Here is a 17,233-nt window from a genome sequence, read left to right on the forward strand (position 1 = left end):
AATGACACTGATTTTTAAACCGCCGGCAGTTGATTGGTCACACAGTGAATGCCCCCGCCGCCCGCGGCAATGGCGTCAATATTCAACTGCACGACTTCACGCTCCGGGTAAAGCTCGGTTAATAATCGCAACGCTTCGCCATCCGCTTCCGGGTCGCCAAATTCGGGGGCAATGACCGCGCCGTTGATCACAAAGTAATTGATGTATCCCGCAGCAAAGTCCGGATTACCCTTGTTGAAACGACTGAGACGCGGATCCATCGGCGGCGACATGGTATGTATCTGCAACTTGCGGCCATCGGCATCGGTCGCCTGTTTGAGGATCGCCAAATGTGCCTGGGTCACTTTATGGTCGTAAGAGTCGGGATCAGTGTCCAGATTGGCCACCACGACTCCTGGGCTGGCAAAACGGGCGTAGAAATCAACGTGGGCGTCGGTGATATCTTTCCCCTTAATCCCCGGCAGCCAGATAATTTTGCGCAGTCCGAGCATCTCTTTCAACTCTTGCTCCACCCGATCACGGTTCCAGCCTGGGTTACGGTTCTTGTTGACCCAACTGCTCTCGGTCATGATACCGGTGCCGTGGCCATCTACTTCGATACCGCCGCCTTCCCCCACCAGTCCGCTGCGCCATATGTTGGCCACACCGTAATGGCTGGCTTCAAATGCCGCCAAACGCGCATCGTATTTGTGCTGCTGTTTGTTGCCCCAGCCGTTAAAGTTAAAGTCCACCGCCCCCAGTTTGCCCGCCTGATTGACGACAAAATTGGCGCCAATGTCACGCATCCAAATATCATCAAGTTCGGTGACAATAAAGGTCACATTGTGGCTGCCGCATTTCTCTTCCGCCAGTCGACGTTCACTTTCACGGCAAAATACGGTTAACGGTTGATATTGAGCGATCGCCCGTGCGATGCGCCCCAAAGCATCCTGCACACCCGCAGTATAATCAGCCCAAATGGCCCGCTGCGCACCGAAGGCGATAAAAGCTCGTTGCTGCTCTTCGCCTTCATCCGGCATACGCCAGCCTTCTCCACGCACCGCTGACGTGGCATGGGCAGGTAACGTCAGCCCCATGGATGCAGTTAGGCTCATACCGGCAATCAGGGATGCCTGCTTAATAAATTCACGACGCGTTGACATGGTTTGCTCCTGTATTGCCGTCATTGAAATAAGATATTCTGTTCAGTGAAAGACGGCGTGATTCCGATTTAATACATTTTAAAGCTTCCATTGCTGCCATAACAAAGGATAGATTTAGCAGACACCTGATTAGATAGGCTTATCAATAATGCTAAAACACTGGCCTCCGATGAACGCATTACGTGGTTTTGAAGCCGCTGCCCGCTTGGGCAGTTTCCACCAGGCCGCCGATGAGCTGCACCTCACCCAGTCGGCAATCAGTCAACAAATACGCAGCCTGGAAGCCTATCTGGAACAACCGTTGTTTTTCCGCAGTGGTCGTAGCGTCAGCCTGACCGATGCCGGGCACGATCTCTACAGCACCGCCCAGGTGATGCTGCAACAACTGGCGGTCGGCATCCGCCGTCTGGATCAGTACCGCAAACCCAACCAACTGATCGTCAATACCACCCCGGCGTTTGCCCGCCACTGGCTGGTGCCGAACCTGAAGAGCTTTAATCGGCAGCATCCGGATATCGACCTTTGGCTGTTCACCACCTTCGAACCGCCGGAGATGGCGACGGAAAGCGTCGATCTGGCGATCCGTGACGATCTCGGTGCACAAGCCGAATGCAGCCTCCGGGTATTACATCAGGACCGACTCTATCCGGCTTGCCATCCTGATGTCCTGAAACTGGACGCAGAGCAACGAACCACTCTGCACGGTGAACGTGAGATGGATTGGAGCCATTGGGCCGTTCAGGGCGGCGTCAATGTCGGCCAAAACAGCCAAGGGCTGAATTTCTCAGATCCTGGCCTGTTACTGGACGCCGCCTGCGATGGTCTGGGTATCGCGCTGGTCAGCCAATTGCTGGCACGGCAGGCACAGGCAAAAGGCGTGTTGCAACCGCTGACGGAACAAAGCGTCCGCGGGCCCAACTGGGCCTGGCTTGTCCACCGCGACAGCGAACATAGCCCGCATACTCGGCAGTTTTGTGAGTGGTTGCTAACCCAGTTACCGTCCACCGTTTAATGTTCCAGCTCACGGATCCGTACCGCGGATAAAGCAGTGAGGATTGAGCAATGCTACCTTCAATCAGGCGCCCGAAAACCTGTACACAATGGCGCTAAGTAATTGTTGAGATTGAAGTCACCTGCCATCGTTCAATTCGAAAAGGAACCGCTATGCATTCTGGCTTATTAAAAACCTTAGCACTCAGCGTGGCACTTGCTACCCTTAGCCCCTCGGTGTTGGCCGCAAATCTGAATGCCGGCGCCGTAGCGGCACCGGATCAATACGGTGCCAAAGTGGCCGCACAAATTTTGCAGGCCGGAGGTAACGCCGTCGATGCGGCAGTCGCCACCGCTTTTACCCTGGCTGTAACCTACCCAGAAGCCGGTAACATTGGCGGCGGCGGCTTTATGACGCTGTACGTCGACGGTAAACCCTATTTCCTCGACTACCGTGAAATCGCCCCCAAAGCCGCCACCAAAACCATGTACCTGAACGAAAAAGGCGAAGTGATTGAAAACCTCAGCCTGGTGGGAACCAAAGCCGCCGGTGTGCCAGGCACGGTACTGGGGCTGTGGGAGGCCCATAAACGCTTTGGTAAATTACCCTGGTCGGAATTGTTGACCCCGGCCATCGGTTACGCACAGCAGGGTTTTAAGGTGGCCGATCAGCAATATCAGTACCGTGAAGACGCCAACAAGCTGTTCGCCGGAAAAACCAACTTTGGCGATTATTTTGGCAGCATGAAACCCGGTGCGGTGTTTAAGCAACCGGAGCTGGCCAAAACGCTGGAGCGCATCGCCAATAAAGGTGCCGAAGACTTCTATCAGGGGGAAACGGCCAAATTGCTGGTGGCCCAGATGCAGCGCGATAGTGGCCTGATTACCCAGGCCGATCTCACTGACTATCGGGTGAAATGGCGTGACCCAATGCAAATCTCCTGGCGCGGCAACACCCTTTACACCGCCCCGCTGCCCAGCTCTGGCGGCATCGCGTTGGCGCAGTTGCTTGGCATAAAAGAAAACCGCGCCGCCGACTTCAAAGGCGTAGAACTCAATTCTGCACGTTATATTCACCTGCTGTCGGAAATTGAGAAACGCGTGTTTGCCGATCGCGCCGATTACCTCGGCGATCCGGACTTTGCCAAGGTTCCGGTAGCTCAACTGGTCGCACCGGACTATCTGCAAAAACGTGCTGCGGAGATCAACCCCACCGCCATTTCGCCAACCGAAAAAGTGCGGCCTGGTTTGGAACCGCACCAGACGACCCATTTCTCGATTGTTGACGCCCAGGGCAATGCGGTCAGCAACACTTATACGCTGAACTGGGACTTTGGCAGCGGCGTGGTGGTGAAAGGTGCCGGCTTCCTGCTGAACGACGAAATGGATGACTTCAGCGCCAAACCGGGCGTGGCCAACGCTTTTGGCGTGGTCGGCAGCGATGCTAATGCCATTGAACCGGGCAAACGCATGCTTTCATCCATGAGCCCGACCATTATCACCCGTGACGGTAACGTCAGCCTGGTGATTGGTACCCCCGGCGGCTCGCGTATTTTCACCTCGATTTTTCAGGTGATAAACAACATCTATGATTATCAACTGCCATTGGACAAGGCCGTAGCCGCCCAGCGCGTCCATCACCAATTGCTGCCTAAAGACACCATCTTCTTTGACAGCGTTGCCCCACTGACCGGTAAAGTGGCGGAACAACTGAAAGCCATGGGCTATAAGCTGGAAGATCAGGGCTGGTCTATGGGGGATATTCAGGTGATCCGCGTCAATGGCGATACGCCAGAGACGGCGTCTGATCCTCGTGGCCGCGGGATGGGTTTGGTAGTGAAAAAATAACGATAAAACCGGGCGGCTTCGCAATAAGCTCGCCCGGTTGGCTTTATTACTTCGCTGCAGTAACGGCGTTAACGGCCCCTGGAGTCAACTCACCATAAACCACCTGGCCACGAAAACCGCGACGTACCTGCTGGAACAGCTCGCGGAATGCCGGATAGTCCTGCGGCTGACAGAGTGCATCCTTGCCGCGAATGGCATTCATCTGCAGCCGATGGTTAACCACCACCTGGCGCCCGTCCAATTGCCATGTCACCCGGTATTCACCGGCGGCATTATTGAACTGCTGGTTCTTTGGAACCGCAATGATCGGCACGCCAGCGGGTAAATTCAGTCGATAGGTTTCGTCATAGCGCTGTGCGGTGCAATAGAACGGCGTTTCGTTGGTCGTTGCCGACGTCGTGGAGTAAAGGGTACGGAAAGATTTACCCCCTGGCGGCGTTGGCACCGTCATCCCGCCTACCACGCCAAAATCGACATAATCCTCGGCCTTGAAACGATAGCTGTAACCAAACTGCTTTTTGAGATCGAAAGGATCGCCGTGTAACGCAATTTCCCCACGGCCATCAATACCGGAGGAAGCCATAATGGTTTCTTCTACCCGCGCCTGGTTTTGTTGGTTGAGTTGGGAAAAATAGCCCCTCAGGTCAATCTCATCCACCTCACCCAGTTTGCGCTCCGTCTGCCCACGCATATTGCCCGCTTTGTCGAAAACAAAGTCCACGTTGAGTGACGTGTTATTGCGCAGTTCGTCATTATCCGGAGTACGCGCTAATTTCGCTTCGCGCGTGATCAGCACCGGCGCCCCGAGGTCAGCCCCCGGTAGTTGACCAAAACGGGCCCAGGGATTGGTGGAATCCAGATACAGCTTGAATTCCGGCACGTAGGTGATCGCGTGGTTGAAGCGCCCCAACAGCGGCACCGTTGGCAGAGTTGGCCCTTCATCCATGCCGATCAGCACCGGCGAACTGACGATGCCCTTGGCCGCCAACAATGCCTCCAGCAGCACTACGTGATCCTTGCAGTCCCCGTAATGGTTATCAAGGATGCTCTGTGCCGTATTGGGCTCCAGCCCGCCGTTGCCCAAATACACGGCAACGTAGCGAATATTTTGTGCCACCCAGCGGTAGATCGCCGCCGTCTGCTCACGACGATCGCTGATACCGCTGGTGATTTTGTCCGCCAGGGTTTGCACTGCCGGGGTGACTTTCGCCGCCTGGCTGGCCTTTAGTTGGTAGGCTTTGGCCAACTGTGGCCATTCGCGGTAGGTGCTGGCCATGATGGTTGGACTGAACGTCCAGCTGTTCGCCGACCAGTTCTGGGCCTTCAGCGGTTCACTGCGCTGATAATGCCAACGCCAGTGTGCCTGACCATCACGCACCTGCGGTGCATTGCCACCTTCCACGCCACGGGTAAACACATGCATTGGCAAATCTGCCGGCGCCTGCAGGTTAACTTCCGCATCATCAAATTGATCGAATACGCTGAAGGTTTCCCACAGGCCGAAGTAGTCCGGGAAATACGGCGTGTTTTGCGTGCGACGCAGTTCATACACCACGCGCGAACCCGGTGCCAGGTTAGAGAAGACGATGACCCGCACCTTGCGATCGGCATACAAGGGAGCCGAGGCACTGGAATAACTTTCCTGGGTATAGATACGATCGGGGGCTACATCATGGCGCTGGCCATCGGCAGTCAGCGTATAGGCGGAGACTACCTCCAGCGTTTCCATTTTCTCGCTGTAACTCAGGCGAATTTGGCTGAATTTTTCGACTGCGGCTTTGGTTTTGAGCAGGACTTCGTAGCTCTCGGTTTTCACATTGCTGGCATTGGCCCGCACTTGATAATCGGCGCGATAACGCACAAAGCTAAAGTCATTACGGGCAGCGTTTTCTTGCGCGGTAGCCTTCGTGGCCTCTGCGGCCAGCAGCGTTGCCGGTTGCGCAGCAGTCAGGCCGGCAAGCAACAGTATTGAGGGAATAACAATTTTCATCTTCATTCCTTGAAGGTTTTTAAACCAGACGATGGCCTTAATCAGGCGAGGTTCACCGTCACAACGGGCAGGCACAGTAGTGTAAATGAGAAGCGCTTTCAATAAAATACCGATTCGCCTGACGGGATCCGAGGTATCATTCAGGGCAGCAAGTTTCAAAATACAAAGGCCACGTTTTAAAAGGAAGGTTATTTATGGAAAATATCATTATCGAAAAAGCGAAAAAAACCGATGCCGCAGAAATTGTAAGGCTCATCTCCCTGGCAGATAAAGATGCCGTACTGGCGCTTTCCGGTAAGGATGATATTAACGATGCCCTCCATCAGTATGAAATAAATTTCAGTCGTGATGACATCTACTTCAGTTACAGAAACATCTTTGTCGCCAGAAGCAACAGCGGGATTCTGGGTTGTATCCTCTACTTTCGCGGTGAAGATGAGTCTGGTTTTCAGGCCATAACCGAATCTCTGCCCGAGATGGAAAATGAGTCTGATCCGGATGAAATCTATATTGATTCTTTGGCGGTGTTACCGGAATGTCGGGGTAAGGGAATTGCGAAACGTTTGGTAAATCAGGTGACGCTTGAGGCCAGAAAACAGGGTTTCAAAAAGGTTGGCTTGCTGGCCGACAAGAGTAAACCCTATCTGGGCAGAATGTATCAAACGCTGGGGTTCAACGTGACGGCGGAAGTTAATCTGCTTAACGACCATTATCAAAAGATGACCTTTTACACCGAACCTCCGCTTGAGTGACCCAATGGCTCTTGCGCCCTAGCCTTGCTCTATCAGCATCACCGCCGTGGTATCCGCGGCCAGGGCTTCGAAAATGTGCTCCCGATCGGCGGAGTAGCTGATGTAATCCCCCGGACTCAACTCCACCGTCTGGTCTTTCGGCCCGACTAGCGCCCTGCCACTACTGATAATCACATGCTCAATGGTGCCCGGCATATGCGGACGCGAAATGCGGACTTCGCCGGGTTGCACGCTCAGGCGATAAATATCGCGCTGCGCGCCCGGCGGACAGGTTGCCAACAAGGTTGCGGCGTAGTTGGCCTGCTCGGAAACGGTGGTCACCCCTTCATTGGCGCGGATCACCTGAACATGCTGACGCGGCTGAGAAATTAACCGGCTGACCGGCACATCCAGCGCCATTGCCAACGCCCACAGCGTTTCCAGACTGGGGTTGCCGTTGCCGGTTTCCAGCTGTGAAAGCGTCGATTTTGCTATCCCCGCCCGCCGCGCCAACTCGGTAACCGACAGCGCCAGTCGTTCGCGTTCGCGACGAATAGCGCTGGAAAGCAGGCCAATGGGGGTGACGTTACTGCTGGTATTATCGCTCATTGTTCACCATATCATCCGATTGTTCGACTTGACGAACGATTGCGGCATGTTCATCATAATGCTCAGTTGTTCATTTTAATGGTAACTGCCGACACCGGCAAGCATTGAGCACAAACGGGGAGAAGGTGAATGAAAGTGAAAACCAGCGGCGTATGGCAGATGACGCTCGCCATGATAATTTCCGGCACCGTAGGCTGGCCGGTGGTGATGCTGGGGCAACCGGCAACCACGGTGGTCTTTTGGCGTTGTGCCTTTGGCGCGCTGGCGATGCTGGTTGCCTGCGCTCTGCTCGGCCTGCTGAAAAAGGGCCGGTTAACCCGGCGACAGGCCGCAATAGCGGTACTGGGTGGGGTCGCGCTGGTGTTGAACTGGACGCTGCTATTCGCTGCCTATTCTTACGCCTCTATCGCCGTGGCAACGGTCACTTACCACGTGCAGCCCTTTATGTTAGTCGGACTGGGCATGTTGTTCTTTGGTGAAAAATTGACGGCGAATAAAATCGGATGGCTGTTGCTGGCCTTTGGTGGCATGCTGCTGATCATTACCGGCAAACCTAACGGCGGCGCTCCCGGTTCCCATTACTTTACCGGTGTGATGCTGGCGCTGGGCGCTGCTTTTATGTATGCGGTGGCGGCAGCAATCGTCAAACAGTTGAAAGGGGTGCCGCCGCATCTGATTGTGTTGATTCAGCTCACCGTTGGCGTGGTGCTGTTGGCCCCCTTCGCCGGGCTGGGTGCCCTGCCTTCAACGGCCAATGCCTGGCTGCTGCTGGCGACCCTTGGCCTGGTGCATACCGGGTTGATGTCCTCGCTGTTGTACAGCGCGATCCAGAAAATCCCGACCAGCCTGGTGGGTGCCTTGTCGTTTATCTATCCCTTGGTGGCAATTATCGTCGACTGGGCGGTGTTCAGCCACCGCCTGAGCCTGATGCAGCTGTTGGGCGCTGCGGCCATCTTGCTGGCGGCAGCGGGTATGAACTTTGGTTGGCGGCTGATGCGGGCAAAGAAAAAGTCCTGTCTGGCAGACGAGATCTAAACGCTTTAATGAGCTGTGCGTGACTCACTAAATCGGGGCCTGCAATGACCCCCACTAATTTAGTAATCCTGTCTACTTAACAATCCTACCTATCTTCAGTTTCGCTGCGTATGCGGCTGACTTGCGCCCGCAGGTCAGGCCACGGCGCTTTTCCGGCGTAACGTTGCCGCAGGAAATCAAGCAACGCCGCAATCTGCCCATCGTTCAGGTTATGGCGGAATGCCGGCATATATCCCAGATTGATATTGGCCGGCCGCTGGATCCCGTCCAGCACCACCCGAATCGCATTGTCTGGCGTATCGGCAAACAGATTGGTGTTCAGCGCCAGTGAAGGCCTGACACCAGCCATTTGTGCCCCCTTTTCCTGAGCATGGCAAGCCATGCAGGCACCGGAGAAAATACGTGCCCCTTCGGTGGTTAACGGCTCCGTTTTTAATTCGGCCCAGTCGTTCAGCCGTTTAGCCTCTGCGACCCTGGGTTGCTGCGGGTGATAGCTGCGAAGATAAGTAGCGATGGCCTGCAAGTCTTGCTCCGGCAGGCGTGACAGCCCCTCTTCAATTACCGGGGCCATCGGCCCTGCCGCTACGCCGTGATTCGACGAATATCCGCTGCGCATAAAGTTGAGCAAATCCTGCCGGGTCCAATCCAGCGGTGCCGCAGAACTGCCTGTCAGCGACGGTGCCGTCCAGGCCTCCGCCACGCCGCCGGTCAAGTGCGCACTGCCGCCTTTTTCGCCAAACATCAAATTGCGCGGTGAGTGACAGGCGCTGCAATGACCGAGGCCTTCGGTAAGATAAGCTCCCCGGTTCCATTCGGCGCTTTGCTCAGGGTTGGTTTTCATCGCGCCCGGCTTCAGGAACAGCCAGTTCCAGGTCACTATGCCCTGGCGAATGTTAAACGGAAAACTCAATGCGGTAACGGGTGGCTGGTAGTTCACCGCCGGTTGTGACATCAGATAGGCGTATAACGCCTGCAGATCTTCGTCACTGGTACGGGTAAAGGCGGTATAGGGGAAGGCAGGATAGAGATAGCGCCCCTGGCGATCGACCCCATGACGCATTGCCCGTTCAAAAGCAGCATACGACCATTTGCCAATGCCGGTTTCGTTATCCGGCGTAATGTTGGTGGTGTAGATAGTTCCAAAGGGGATCTCCATCGCCAGTCCGCCGGTGTTGCGTTTACCGCCCGGCCGGGTATGGCAAACCGAACAGTCGCCGAGATCGGCCAGCATTTTGCCACGCGCAATCTGTTGCTGACTAAAAACGTGGCTCTCATTGGCGTCACGTGGCGCAATTTCCGGCTGCCAGCTGACTATGGCACCAGCGACCACTACGGCGATGACGGCCAGGCTGCCCCATCCGGCGGCTTTCTTTAATTTGCTCATAATGCCTTACCCCTGGTTGCTGCGTTGCCGGGAGCCTGCTGTTTTAACGCTTTCAGCACCTGCTCGGGAGTAAATGGCACTTCCCGAAGGCGCACCCCCAGCGCATCAAATAACGCATTGGCGATGGCAGCCGCACTCGGCACCGAAGCCGATTCTCCCGCCCCCATCGGCGGCTCATCCGGATAGTCCAGCAGTTGAACATCCACCTGCGGCAACTCGTCAAAACGCAGGATCGGGTAGCCGCCCCAGTCCAGCGACGTCACCGCCGAAGCGTCAAAGGTGACGAACTCTTTCAGCACCCGGCTGGCGGACTGCAGAATATTGCCATGCACCTGATGGCGCACTCCGGCCGGGTTGATGATGCGTCCGCAGTCATGGGCAACGAAGATTTTATCAAGCTTGATCTGGCCGCTGAGGCGATTGACGCTAAGGTCACACACCCAGGCCGCCCAGGCAGCGCCGAAACCGGGGAATTTGCTGTGGATGTAACGTGCATAGGCAAAGCCACGTCCACTGACCCACGCCTGCGTATCCGGTGCCGGGTTGCGATGCGAAGGACCCTCCAGCCAGTTAGCCTGTTTCTTCAGTGCATTGATTAACGCGACCGCGCGCGGGTCTTTCAGGTATTGCAGGCGGAAAGCGATCGGATCCTGCCCGGCATGCCATGCCAATTCATCAATCCACGACTCGTGAGCGAACACGTTGGGCAGCGCCGAAACCCCGCGCATCCAAGAAGCCCGAACGATCGGCGCAGCATCCTGACAAATCACCCGCATATTCGGATATTCATACTGCGGAATGGCGGTTCTGTCGCCCATCTGCTGTACGTCGGCCCGATTGGCCACCTTGCCGGTCAATACCAGTGACAATGTCACGGCATTATTGGAGGGATAACTGGTTTTCAACTCATAGGCCGCCACCTGCCGGTGCTGATCCAGCCCACCGCGCACCCGTATCAACTGCCCGGTGCCCTTGGGCTCCCAGCCCGACTCCTGCTCGCGCATCAACTGCACCCTGACCGGTTTTCCGGTGGCCTGCGATAACAGCGCGGCATCTGCCGAGACGTCATCGGCGCAGTTGCGGCCATAACAGCCGGAGGCCTCCATACGGTTGATGTGCACCTGCTCCGGCTGCCAGTTGAGCAAATGGGCAATGTCTTTACGCAGGTCATGAGGGTTTTGCGTGCCCGACCAGATTTCTGCGTGTTCACTGGTGACATCGGCCACCGCGCAGGAAGGCCCGATGGAAGCATGCTGATGATAGGGCCAGACGTAATCGGCATTAACCTCGGTGTGCAACGACCCCAACGCGGCATCGAACCCGGCATCGTCACGCAGTACACGATCGGTTTTCGGGTTAGCCACCAACGCCGCATGCAGGCCATCCCCCGAGAGATCCGGCAGCCCGGACCATGGGCGCCACACGGTCTTCAATTGGCGCATGGCGTCGATCGCCTGCTCTTCACGCTCGGCCACGATGCCGATAAAATCGTTAATCACCACCAGTTTTACGATGCCTGGCAAATGCGCAATGGAAGCTTTGTCCACCGACAGCAGCCCATTGCCCAGAGGCGCACTGCTGTCGGCCCCGGTATAAGGCGGCCGCACAACTCTGCCGTGCAGCATGCCCGGCAGGCGAAGATCGTGCACATAGGTCAGTTGGCCGGTAACCTTGGCCGGGATATCCACCCGTGGTACCGCTTTGCCGACGTAGTGACTCTCCGCCACGCTTTTCAGCCTGATCGTTTTATCCAGGGCCACCTGTAAGTTTTGTCCGCTGGCCAGATCGCCATAACTCAGGCTGACGTGAGGTTCATCCACCGCGAACACCCGACCATTTTCTGCACGCAGCCTGTCCAGCGGCAACGCGAATGCGCGAGCGGCCAACCCCAACAGCAATTGCCGCACCTGCGCCGCCGCCTGACGCAGCGGTATTGAGGTCACCTGAATGGTGGCGCTGGCGATGGTGGGGCCCTGATCCGGCGTGCGCTGGGTATCGCCCAGAATGACCGTAACATAGTCAAAAGGGACACTGATTTCATCGGCAACGATTTGCGCCAACGCCGTGCGAATGCCGGTACCGAGATCCACATGGCCGTTAAAGGCAGTAACCCGGCCGTCGGCGGTCAGGCCGATAAAGCTGTCCACGCGATCAAGCGGCAGGCTGCCCGGGGTGGCAGGCTCTGCGGCAAAGGTATTAAGCGAAACGGGCAACAGGCTGCTGACCATCACCACGCCGCCGGCCTGTAACAAACGGCGGCGGGTTATTTCCAGGTGACTCATGCCTGCCCCCTTTCAGCCAACAGCTGTCGGGCTTTGGCGGCGGCACGCAAAATCTCAATATGGGTGCCGCAGCGACACAGGTTATAGGCCAGTTCGCTTTTGATTTGTTGCTCATCAGCCTGCGGGTTGCGCTCAAACAGCGCCACCAGGGTCATGATCATGCCGTTGGTGCAATAACCGCACTGCGCGGCCTGTTCATCGATAAACCCCTGTTGAACCGGATGCAGTTGTCCTGCTTCGCTGAGGCCTTCCAGCGTGGTAATGGATTTATTGAGCGTACCACTCAGAGGGATGGAACAAGAACGGGCAGCAACGCCATCGATCAGCACCGTACAGGCACCGCACTCCCCCAGACCACAGCCGTATTTGGGACCGTTTAGGCCAAGATCGTTGCGTAACACGTAGAGTAAAGGCGTCTCGGGCGAGACGTCGTCAAGGGCGACCATCCGGCCGTTTATTTTGATTTCCATGGTGAAATATATCCTTAGCCAAACGGATTTCTCCGTAATATCACTGCGATGAATAATTCAAAGCATACTAATTATAATCATTGAAAGACTTAGCAATGTTAAGGTGATGTAGCACAAATTGCTTTACCGAAAAGTGTGTATTTATTATTAAATTCTGATAGATGTCCGTAATCGTATTCACCAATCCGAATACGAAAGTTTTACCTTTCGTTCCGGCATGTTACGGCTTGCTGTTACCGCATTTTCCCCGTCGAGCACACTACGGATAAGCACGAGGCAACGATAAGTTATGGTAGACAGTATCGAGCAGAGAGTTTATGAGCTTGTGCGGCCTTATGCTGGCACATATCTGTTTAACTTAAAGAAGGTGGAGTTAACGCCTGAAACTGACCTGGATACTGATCTGAGCATTGATGAGCTTGAAGTTGAAGATCTGATGAATGACTTTTTCGAAAAATTCAATGTTGGACGGGGTAATTTCAAGATTGAAACTTACTATCCTGCCGAACCTTTCTCATGGAATCCATTCAAAAAATCCCCGCCTATACCTGTACCTGATTTCACTATCAGTATGCTGATCGAATCAGCAAAAGTCCGGCGCTGGTTATATGACTAAACATAAGCAAGGAGCTTTTCAAATGGCACTTCCCGGGCAAATGTGCACAAAACCCCAATAACAACGAAAACCACAAGCGGGCAACGGTAAAATTTGCTATGTTTACCTGCTCTGCTTAAGGTCTGTTGTTACTCGCCGGATAGGTCTATGTTTACCCATAAAGCCATTGCCGAACTCAATTCGCTGGAGTTGATGATTTATAACTACGTCATCAAAAACAAAAACGCGGTGATGTATATGACCATCCGCGAGCTGGCCGAGGCCGCCGGGGTGTCCACTACTACCGTGCTGCGTTTTTGCAAGAAAATGGGCTGCGCGGGTTATTCCGAATTCCGTATTCGCTTTAAGTTATATCTAGAGCAAAATGAAGCGCCGCCGGTAGATTTTGGCACCAGCGAAATAATCAGTTTCTTTAAGAGTATTAACAACGACGAATTTAATCTGCTGATTGACCAGGCGGTGCAGCATATTGCCGCCGCCGAACGCATTATTTTCGTCGGTGTCAGCACTTCTGGAACCTTAGGTAAATATGGCGCACGTTTCTTTTCCAACGTGGGGAAATTCAGCACCCATATTGATGATCCTTATTATCCAATCAATAGCGACATGTATAAAAGCGCGGTGGCGATTATACTTTCGGTTTCCGGTGAGACCGAAGAGATCTTGCGCCTCGCCAGCCAGTTCAGCCTGCACCACTGCAAAATCGTCAGCATCACCAACAACGAAACCTCGTCGCTGGCGCGTATGGCAGACTTTAACCTCTCCTATCACGTTCCTCCACAACTGATCGCCGGGCAACATAATATCACCACCCAGATCCCGGTTATTTACATTATCGAAACCATCGGCAAGCGGTTGGGCCATATTAACGCCGCCAAATAAAACAGGCTGTTTTTTCAATGTGACAAGTTACCTGAGCCCTATTTTGTTATATCGTGACATTCACTTCCGGCTTGCTAATATCTTCTCATTACCTTTCATTAATAAGCGAATGAGAAACCAACGATGAAACAGCAACAGTTACCGAAAGATTTTCTGTGGGGTGGCGCGGTTGCCGCACACCAGGTTGAAGGCGGCTGGGATCAGGGCGGCAAAGGTCCAAGCATTGCTGACGTGCTGTCAGGTGGCGCGCACGGCGTGGATCGCGTAATGACCGATGGCGTACTGGAGGGTTATCGTTATCCTAACCATGAGGCCGTGGATTTCTATGGTCGCTACAAGCAGGATATCGCGTTGTTCGCCGAGATGGGCTTCAAATGCTTCCGTACCTCTATTGCCTGGACGCGCATCTTCCCTAATGGTGATGAACTTGAGCCAAACGAAGCCGGTCTGCAATTCTATGACGATCTGTTCGATGAACTGCTGAAATACAATATCCAGCCGGTGATCACCCTTTCCCACTTTGAAATGCCTTATCACCTGGTGAAAGAGTATGGCGGCTGGAAAAACCGTCAGGTGGTCGATTTCTTTGTGCGTTTCAGTGAAGTGGTAATGCGCCGTTATCAGCACAAAGTTAAATACTGGATGACCTTTAACGAGATCAACAACCAGAGCAACTATCAATATCCGCTGTTCGGCTACTGCTGCTCCGGCGTGGTCTATAGCGAAGAACAAAACCCGGAACAAACGCTGTATCAGGTATTGCACCATCAGTTTGTCGCCAGCGCCCAGGTGGTGAAACTGGGCCACCAGATTAACGCGGAGTTCAAAATCGGCTGCATGCTGGCCTGCGTGCCCTTCTACCCGTTCTCCTGCAAGCCGGACGACGTGATGTACAGCGTCGAAGCCATGCACCAGCGTTATCTCTACACCGACGTTCAGGTGCGCGGTTACTATCCGTCGTACCTGCTGCGTGACTGGCAGCGCAAAGGCTTCCAGATTGAAATGCAGCCACAGGACGAGCAAACCCTGCGTGAAGGCTGCGCGGATTACATCGGTTTCAGCTACTACATGAGTAATGCCCTGCAGGCCGATGCGGTGAGCAGCAGCGACCCGATGTTCGGTTTCCCCGGCAATGTGCCTAACCCGCATGTTAAAGCCTCCGACTGGGGTTGGCAGATTGACCCGGTTGGCCTGCGTTATTCGTTAAACGTGCTGTACGAGCGCTATCAGAAACCGCTGTTTATCGTTGAAAATGGCTTTGGTGCCTTCGACCAGGTAGAGGCCGACGGTCAAATTAACGATGACTACCGCATCGATTACCTGAGTGCGCATATCGAACAGATGAAAAAAGCGGTGATCGAAGACGGCGTGGATCTGATCGGCTACACCCCATGGGGCTGTATCGACTGTGTTTCCTTCACCACCGGTGAATACGGCAAGCGCTATGGCTTTATCTACGTCGACAAACACGACGACGGCACCGGCACGCTGGAGCGTTCACGCAAGAAGAGCTTCGACTGGTACCGCGTCGTGATCGCCAGCAACGGCGAACAGCTTTAATCATCTGCCCAATAATCCATTATGAGCCACATCCTTGTGGCTCATTTTTATCCAGATAGCCTCCCATTACATAACCTAAGGTTATGTAAAGTTCGGTAACAAAGCTGCGCGTGCCGACCACGTTTTTCTGGAATATGCGGCCCTTTTCTCTTGCCGGCTCTCCAGTTCGTTCCAGATGCGAGCGTCAGACCATTGATCGACATCTTCCGCCGGATCGCACTTGAAATACATCCGCTGAACGCCAGGTGAACAGGTGCTGATCAGCGCCAATCCTCGCGGGTGGCGGGCGTAGAGCAGAATAATCAGTTTTTGGTAACCGCAAATCGGGCGATCGTTGATCAGCGTTCGAACATCAATTTCGTTTGAAGCCACAATTTTTCCTTGGTACAGACGCCAATAAATGCAAATGTTCGATAATCGAACCGATATTAAATATTCTGGCGTCTACTGTCAGAACTCCCGTGCGGCTCGGCAAAGGAGATTATTGATAACCTGACGCGGATTGTATTACCGGGTCACCCCAGTTACTCTTAACTGGTGTTCCTCCAAGATAAGTGACTGATGTTTTGAACAATGATGATATCCCCGTGACAAAACGCAAAAATGACCCCGTTGGTCTGAAACAGCGCATTTTCGCTGCGGCTCTGGCCGAGTTCGCCGAGGCCGGTTTGAAAGGTGCCCGCATGGAAAACATTGCCGAGCACGCGGCTACCACCAAACGCATGGTGGTTTATCATTTCAAGACCAAGGAATCACTGTATCTGGAGGTGCTGGAACACGTGTATCAGCATATCCGTGCACACGAAACCGGGTTGGATCTGCAAGCATTACCCCCCATAGCCGCCATGACTCGTTTAGTAGAAGAAAGCTTCAACTACCATGCGGAGCACCCCGATTTTATCCGGGTGATCTGCATGGAAAACATGATGCGCGGCCAGTATATCCGCCAGTCATCACGCATTAAGGCGCTGAATCAAATTGCCTTAACCCTGCTGGAAGATATATTGCTGCGCGGCAAGCAAGAAAAACTATTCACCCCGGATGCCAGCGCCGCCGATGTGCATCGCTTGATCAGCAGCCTGTGTTTCCACTACGTTGCCAACCAGTACACCTTTAATACCCTGTTTGAAAGTCATGAAACACCGCAAGAACAGGTTCGCCATATTCGTCAGTTGGCCGTCGCGGCGACTCTGCGCTATCTGGCACTGTAAACACGGCTTTTCGGGAGATTGCGATGACCAAAACCTCAGTCGGTGAAGAGAAGACTGCACCTGATAGTTTCGTGTCCGCCGCCAGCGGCGATCCCTTTAAGGGCGCCCCCAATTTTATGGCCTCGCTGGCCCAGGGCCTTGAGGTGATCCAGGCTTTTACTCCGCAGCGTCGTCTGATGTCGATTTCACAAATCAGCCAGAAAACCGGCATTCCACGCGCGTTGCCTGTATACCCTGAAAAACTGGGGTTTGTTTACGCGCAGGGCGGCAAAACTTTGAACTGCGCCCGCGGATCCTGACGCTGGCGCATACCTATCTCGGTGCCACGCCGCTGGCTAAAGCCACCCAGCCGGTGCTGAAGCACATCAGCCAGCTGTTGAATGAGTCCTGCTCTATCGCCACGCTGGACGGCGACAATATATTGTATATTGCCCATGCCTCTGCCGAACGCACCCTGCCGATCCTGCTCGAAGGCGCGCAGGA

Annotated in this window: 15 protein-coding genes and 1 pseudogene; 9 read left to right on the plus strand and 7 right to left on the minus strand. The window is 54.4% G+C overall.

The window, feature by feature from the left end:
• Positions 1-14: 14 nt before the first annotated feature.
• Positions 15-1,142, minus strand: a complete 1,128-nt coding sequence (locus tag ACUTQ5_RS12870; RefSeq protein WP_445651565.1) for an agmatine deiminase family protein — start codon at positions 1,140-1,142, stop codon at positions 15-17.
• Between the two features lie 148 nt (positions 1,143-1,290).
• On the opposite strand from ACUTQ5_RS12870, the gene ACUTQ5_RS12875 reads away from it, so the two are divergent.
• Together ACUTQ5_RS12875 and ggt are read left to right on the plus strand one after the other, a co-directional pair.
• The gene (locus ACUTQ5_RS12875) at positions 1,291-2,154 is read left to right on the plus strand and encodes a LysR family transcriptional regulator (protein WP_445651566.1); all 864 of its coding nucleotides are present in this window, start codon (positions 1,291-1,293) and stop codon (positions 2,152-2,154) included.
• Between the two features lie 152 nt (positions 2,155-2,306).
• Entirely contained in the window at positions 2,307-3,980 is a 1,674-nt protein-coding gene (gene ggt, locus ACUTQ5_RS12880; RefSeq protein ID WP_445651567.1) for a gamma-glutamyltransferase, read from the plus strand.
• 46 nt (positions 3,981-4,026) lie between these two features.
• Here the strand turns inward: ggt and ACUTQ5_RS12885 are convergent, their stop codons facing one another.
• Complete coding sequence (locus ACUTQ5_RS12885; RefSeq protein ID WP_445651568.1) at positions 4,027-5,970, minus strand: DUF3857 domain-containing protein; 1,944 nt, start codon at positions 5,968-5,970, stop codon at positions 4,027-4,029.
• 194 nt (positions 5,971-6,164) lie between these two features.
• Here ACUTQ5_RS12885 and ACUTQ5_RS12890 point away from each other — a divergent pair, with 194 nt between their 5' ends.
• Positions 6,165-6,722, plus strand: a complete 558-nt coding sequence (locus tag ACUTQ5_RS12890) for a GNAT family N-acetyltransferase (RefSeq protein WP_445651569.1) — start codon at positions 6,165-6,167, stop codon at positions 6,720-6,722.
• An 18-nt stretch (positions 6,723-6,740) separates the two neighbouring features.
• Here the strand turns inward: ACUTQ5_RS12890 and ACUTQ5_RS12895 are convergent, their stop codons facing one another.
• Positions 6,741-7,310: a helix-turn-helix domain-containing protein gene (locus ACUTQ5_RS12895; protein WP_445651570.1), complete on the minus strand. Its 570-nt coding sequence runs from the start codon at positions 7,308-7,310 to the stop codon at positions 6,741-6,743.
• A gap of 129 nt (positions 7,311-7,439) precedes the next feature.
• On the opposite strand from ACUTQ5_RS12895, the gene ACUTQ5_RS12900 reads away from it, so the two are divergent.
• Positions 7,440-8,345, plus strand: coding sequence for a DMT family transporter (locus ACUTQ5_RS12900; protein WP_445651571.1), 906 nt, complete (start codon positions 7,440-7,442; stop codon positions 8,343-8,345).
• 85 nt (positions 8,346-8,430) lie between these two features.
• On the opposite strand, the gene ACUTQ5_RS12905 is transcribed toward ACUTQ5_RS12900, so the two are convergent.
• The 3 genes from ACUTQ5_RS12905 to ACUTQ5_RS12915 are packed head-to-tail and all read right to left on the minus strand — an operon-like array spanning position 8,431 to position 12,481.
• Positions 8,431-9,729, minus strand: coding sequence for a c-type cytochrome (locus ACUTQ5_RS12905; RefSeq protein ID WP_445651572.1), 1,299 nt, complete (start codon positions 9,727-9,729; stop codon positions 8,431-8,433).
• Positions 9,726-12,011: a molybdopterin cofactor-binding domain-containing protein gene (locus ACUTQ5_RS12910; RefSeq protein WP_445651573.1), complete on the minus strand. Its 2,286-nt coding sequence runs from the start codon at positions 12,009-12,011 to the stop codon at positions 9,726-9,728. Before ACUTQ5_RS12910 ends, ACUTQ5_RS12905 begins: the two co-directional genes overlap by 4 nt.
• Positions 12,008-12,481 (minus strand): (2Fe-2S)-binding protein, encoded by a 474-nt coding sequence (locus ACUTQ5_RS12915; protein ID WP_445651574.1) that lies wholly within the window; start codon positions 12,479-12,481, stop codon positions 12,008-12,010. Before ACUTQ5_RS12915 ends, ACUTQ5_RS12910 begins: the two co-directional genes overlap by 4 nt.
• Before the next feature lie 289 nt (positions 12,482-12,770).
• Here ACUTQ5_RS12915 and ACUTQ5_RS12920 point away from each other — a divergent pair, with 289 nt between their 5' ends.
• From ACUTQ5_RS12920 to ACUTQ5_RS12930, 3 genes are all read left to right on the plus strand, one after another.
• A complete protein-coding gene (locus tag ACUTQ5_RS12920; RefSeq protein WP_445651575.1) occupies positions 12,771-13,097 on the plus strand; it encodes a DUF1493 family protein in 327 nt (108 codons plus the stop codon).
• Between the two features lie 147 nt (positions 13,098-13,244).
• Entirely contained in the window at positions 13,245-13,979 is a 735-nt protein-coding gene (locus ACUTQ5_RS12925; RefSeq protein WP_445651576.1) for a MurR/RpiR family transcriptional regulator, read from the plus strand.
• A 123-nt stretch (positions 13,980-14,102) separates the two neighbouring features.
• The gene (locus ACUTQ5_RS12930; protein ID WP_445651577.1) at positions 14,103-15,539 is read left to right on the plus strand and encodes a 6-phospho-beta-glucosidase; all 1,437 of its coding nucleotides are present in this window, start codon (positions 14,103-14,105) and stop codon (positions 15,537-15,539) included.
• An 81-nt stretch (positions 15,540-15,620) separates the two neighbouring features.
• Here ACUTQ5_RS12930 and ACUTQ5_RS12935 read toward each other — a convergent pair whose 3' ends face one another.
• Entirely contained in the window at positions 15,621-15,911 is a 291-nt protein-coding gene (locus ACUTQ5_RS12935; protein WP_445651578.1) for an FAD-dependent monooxygenase, read from the minus strand.
• Between the two features lie 194 nt (positions 15,912-16,105).
• On the opposite strand from ACUTQ5_RS12935, the gene ACUTQ5_RS12940 reads away from it, so the two are divergent.
• Both ACUTQ5_RS12940 and ACUTQ5_RS12945 read left to right on the plus strand, forming a co-directional pair.
• Positions 16,106-16,750 carry a TetR family transcriptional regulator gene (locus tag ACUTQ5_RS12940; RefSeq protein WP_445651685.1) on the plus strand — a complete coding sequence of 215 codons (645 nt, stop codon included), beginning with the start codon at positions 16,106-16,108 and terminating at the stop codon, positions 16,748-16,750.
• A 23-nt stretch (positions 16,751-16,773) separates the two neighbouring features.
• A pseudogene (locus ACUTQ5_RS12945) lies at positions 16,774-17,222 on the plus strand (helix-turn-helix domain-containing protein); the annotation flags it as partial.
• Positions 17,223-17,233 lie beyond the last annotated feature (11 nt).

Source organism: Serratia sp. NA_112.1, from assembly GCF_052691715.1.

Coding starts and splice junctions, on each gene's coding strand:
- ACUTQ5_RS12890 (WP_445651569.1), top strand. CDS start 6,165: ATGGAAAATATCATTATCGAAAAAGCGAAAAAAACCGATGCCGCAGAA.
- ACUTQ5_RS12870 (WP_445651565.1), bottom strand. CDS start 1,142: ATGTCAACGCGTCGTGAATTTATTAAGCAGGCATCCCTGATTGCCGGT.
- ACUTQ5_RS12910 (WP_445651573.1), bottom strand. CDS start 12,011: ATGAGTCACCTGGAAATAACCCGCCGCCGTTTGTTACAGGCCGGCGGC.
- ACUTQ5_RS12875 (WP_445651566.1), top strand. CDS start 1,291: ATGCTAAAACACTGGCCTCCGATGAACGCATTACGTGGTTTTGAAGCC.
- ggt (WP_445651567.1), top strand. CDS start 2,307: ATGCATTCTGGCTTATTAAAAACCTTAGCACTCAGCGTGGCACTTGCT.
- ACUTQ5_RS12895 (WP_445651570.1), bottom strand. CDS start 7,310: ATGAGCGATAATACCAGCAGTAACGTCACCCCCATTGGCCTGCTTTCC.
- ACUTQ5_RS12930 (WP_445651577.1), top strand. CDS start 14,103: ATGAAACAGCAACAGTTACCGAAAGATTTTCTGTGGGGTGGCGCGGTT.
- ACUTQ5_RS12915 (WP_445651574.1), bottom strand. CDS start 12,481: ATGGAAATCAAAATAAACGGCCGGATGGTCGCCCTTGACGACGTCTCG.
- ACUTQ5_RS12920 (WP_445651575.1), top strand. CDS start 12,771: ATGGTAGACAGTATCGAGCAGAGAGTTTATGAGCTTGTGCGGCCTTAT.
- ACUTQ5_RS12885 (WP_445651568.1), bottom strand. CDS start 5,970: ATGAAAATTGTTATTCCCTCAATACTGTTGCTTGCCGGCCTGACTGCT.
- ACUTQ5_RS12905 (WP_445651572.1), bottom strand. CDS start 9,729: ATGAGCAAATTAAAGAAAGCCGCCGGATGGGGCAGCCTGGCCGTCATC.
- ACUTQ5_RS12900 (WP_445651571.1), top strand. CDS start 7,440: ATGAAAGTGAAAACCAGCGGCGTATGGCAGATGACGCTCGCCATGATA.
- ACUTQ5_RS12925 (WP_445651576.1), top strand. CDS start 13,245: ATGTTTACCCATAAAGCCATTGCCGAACTCAATTCGCTGGAGTTGATG.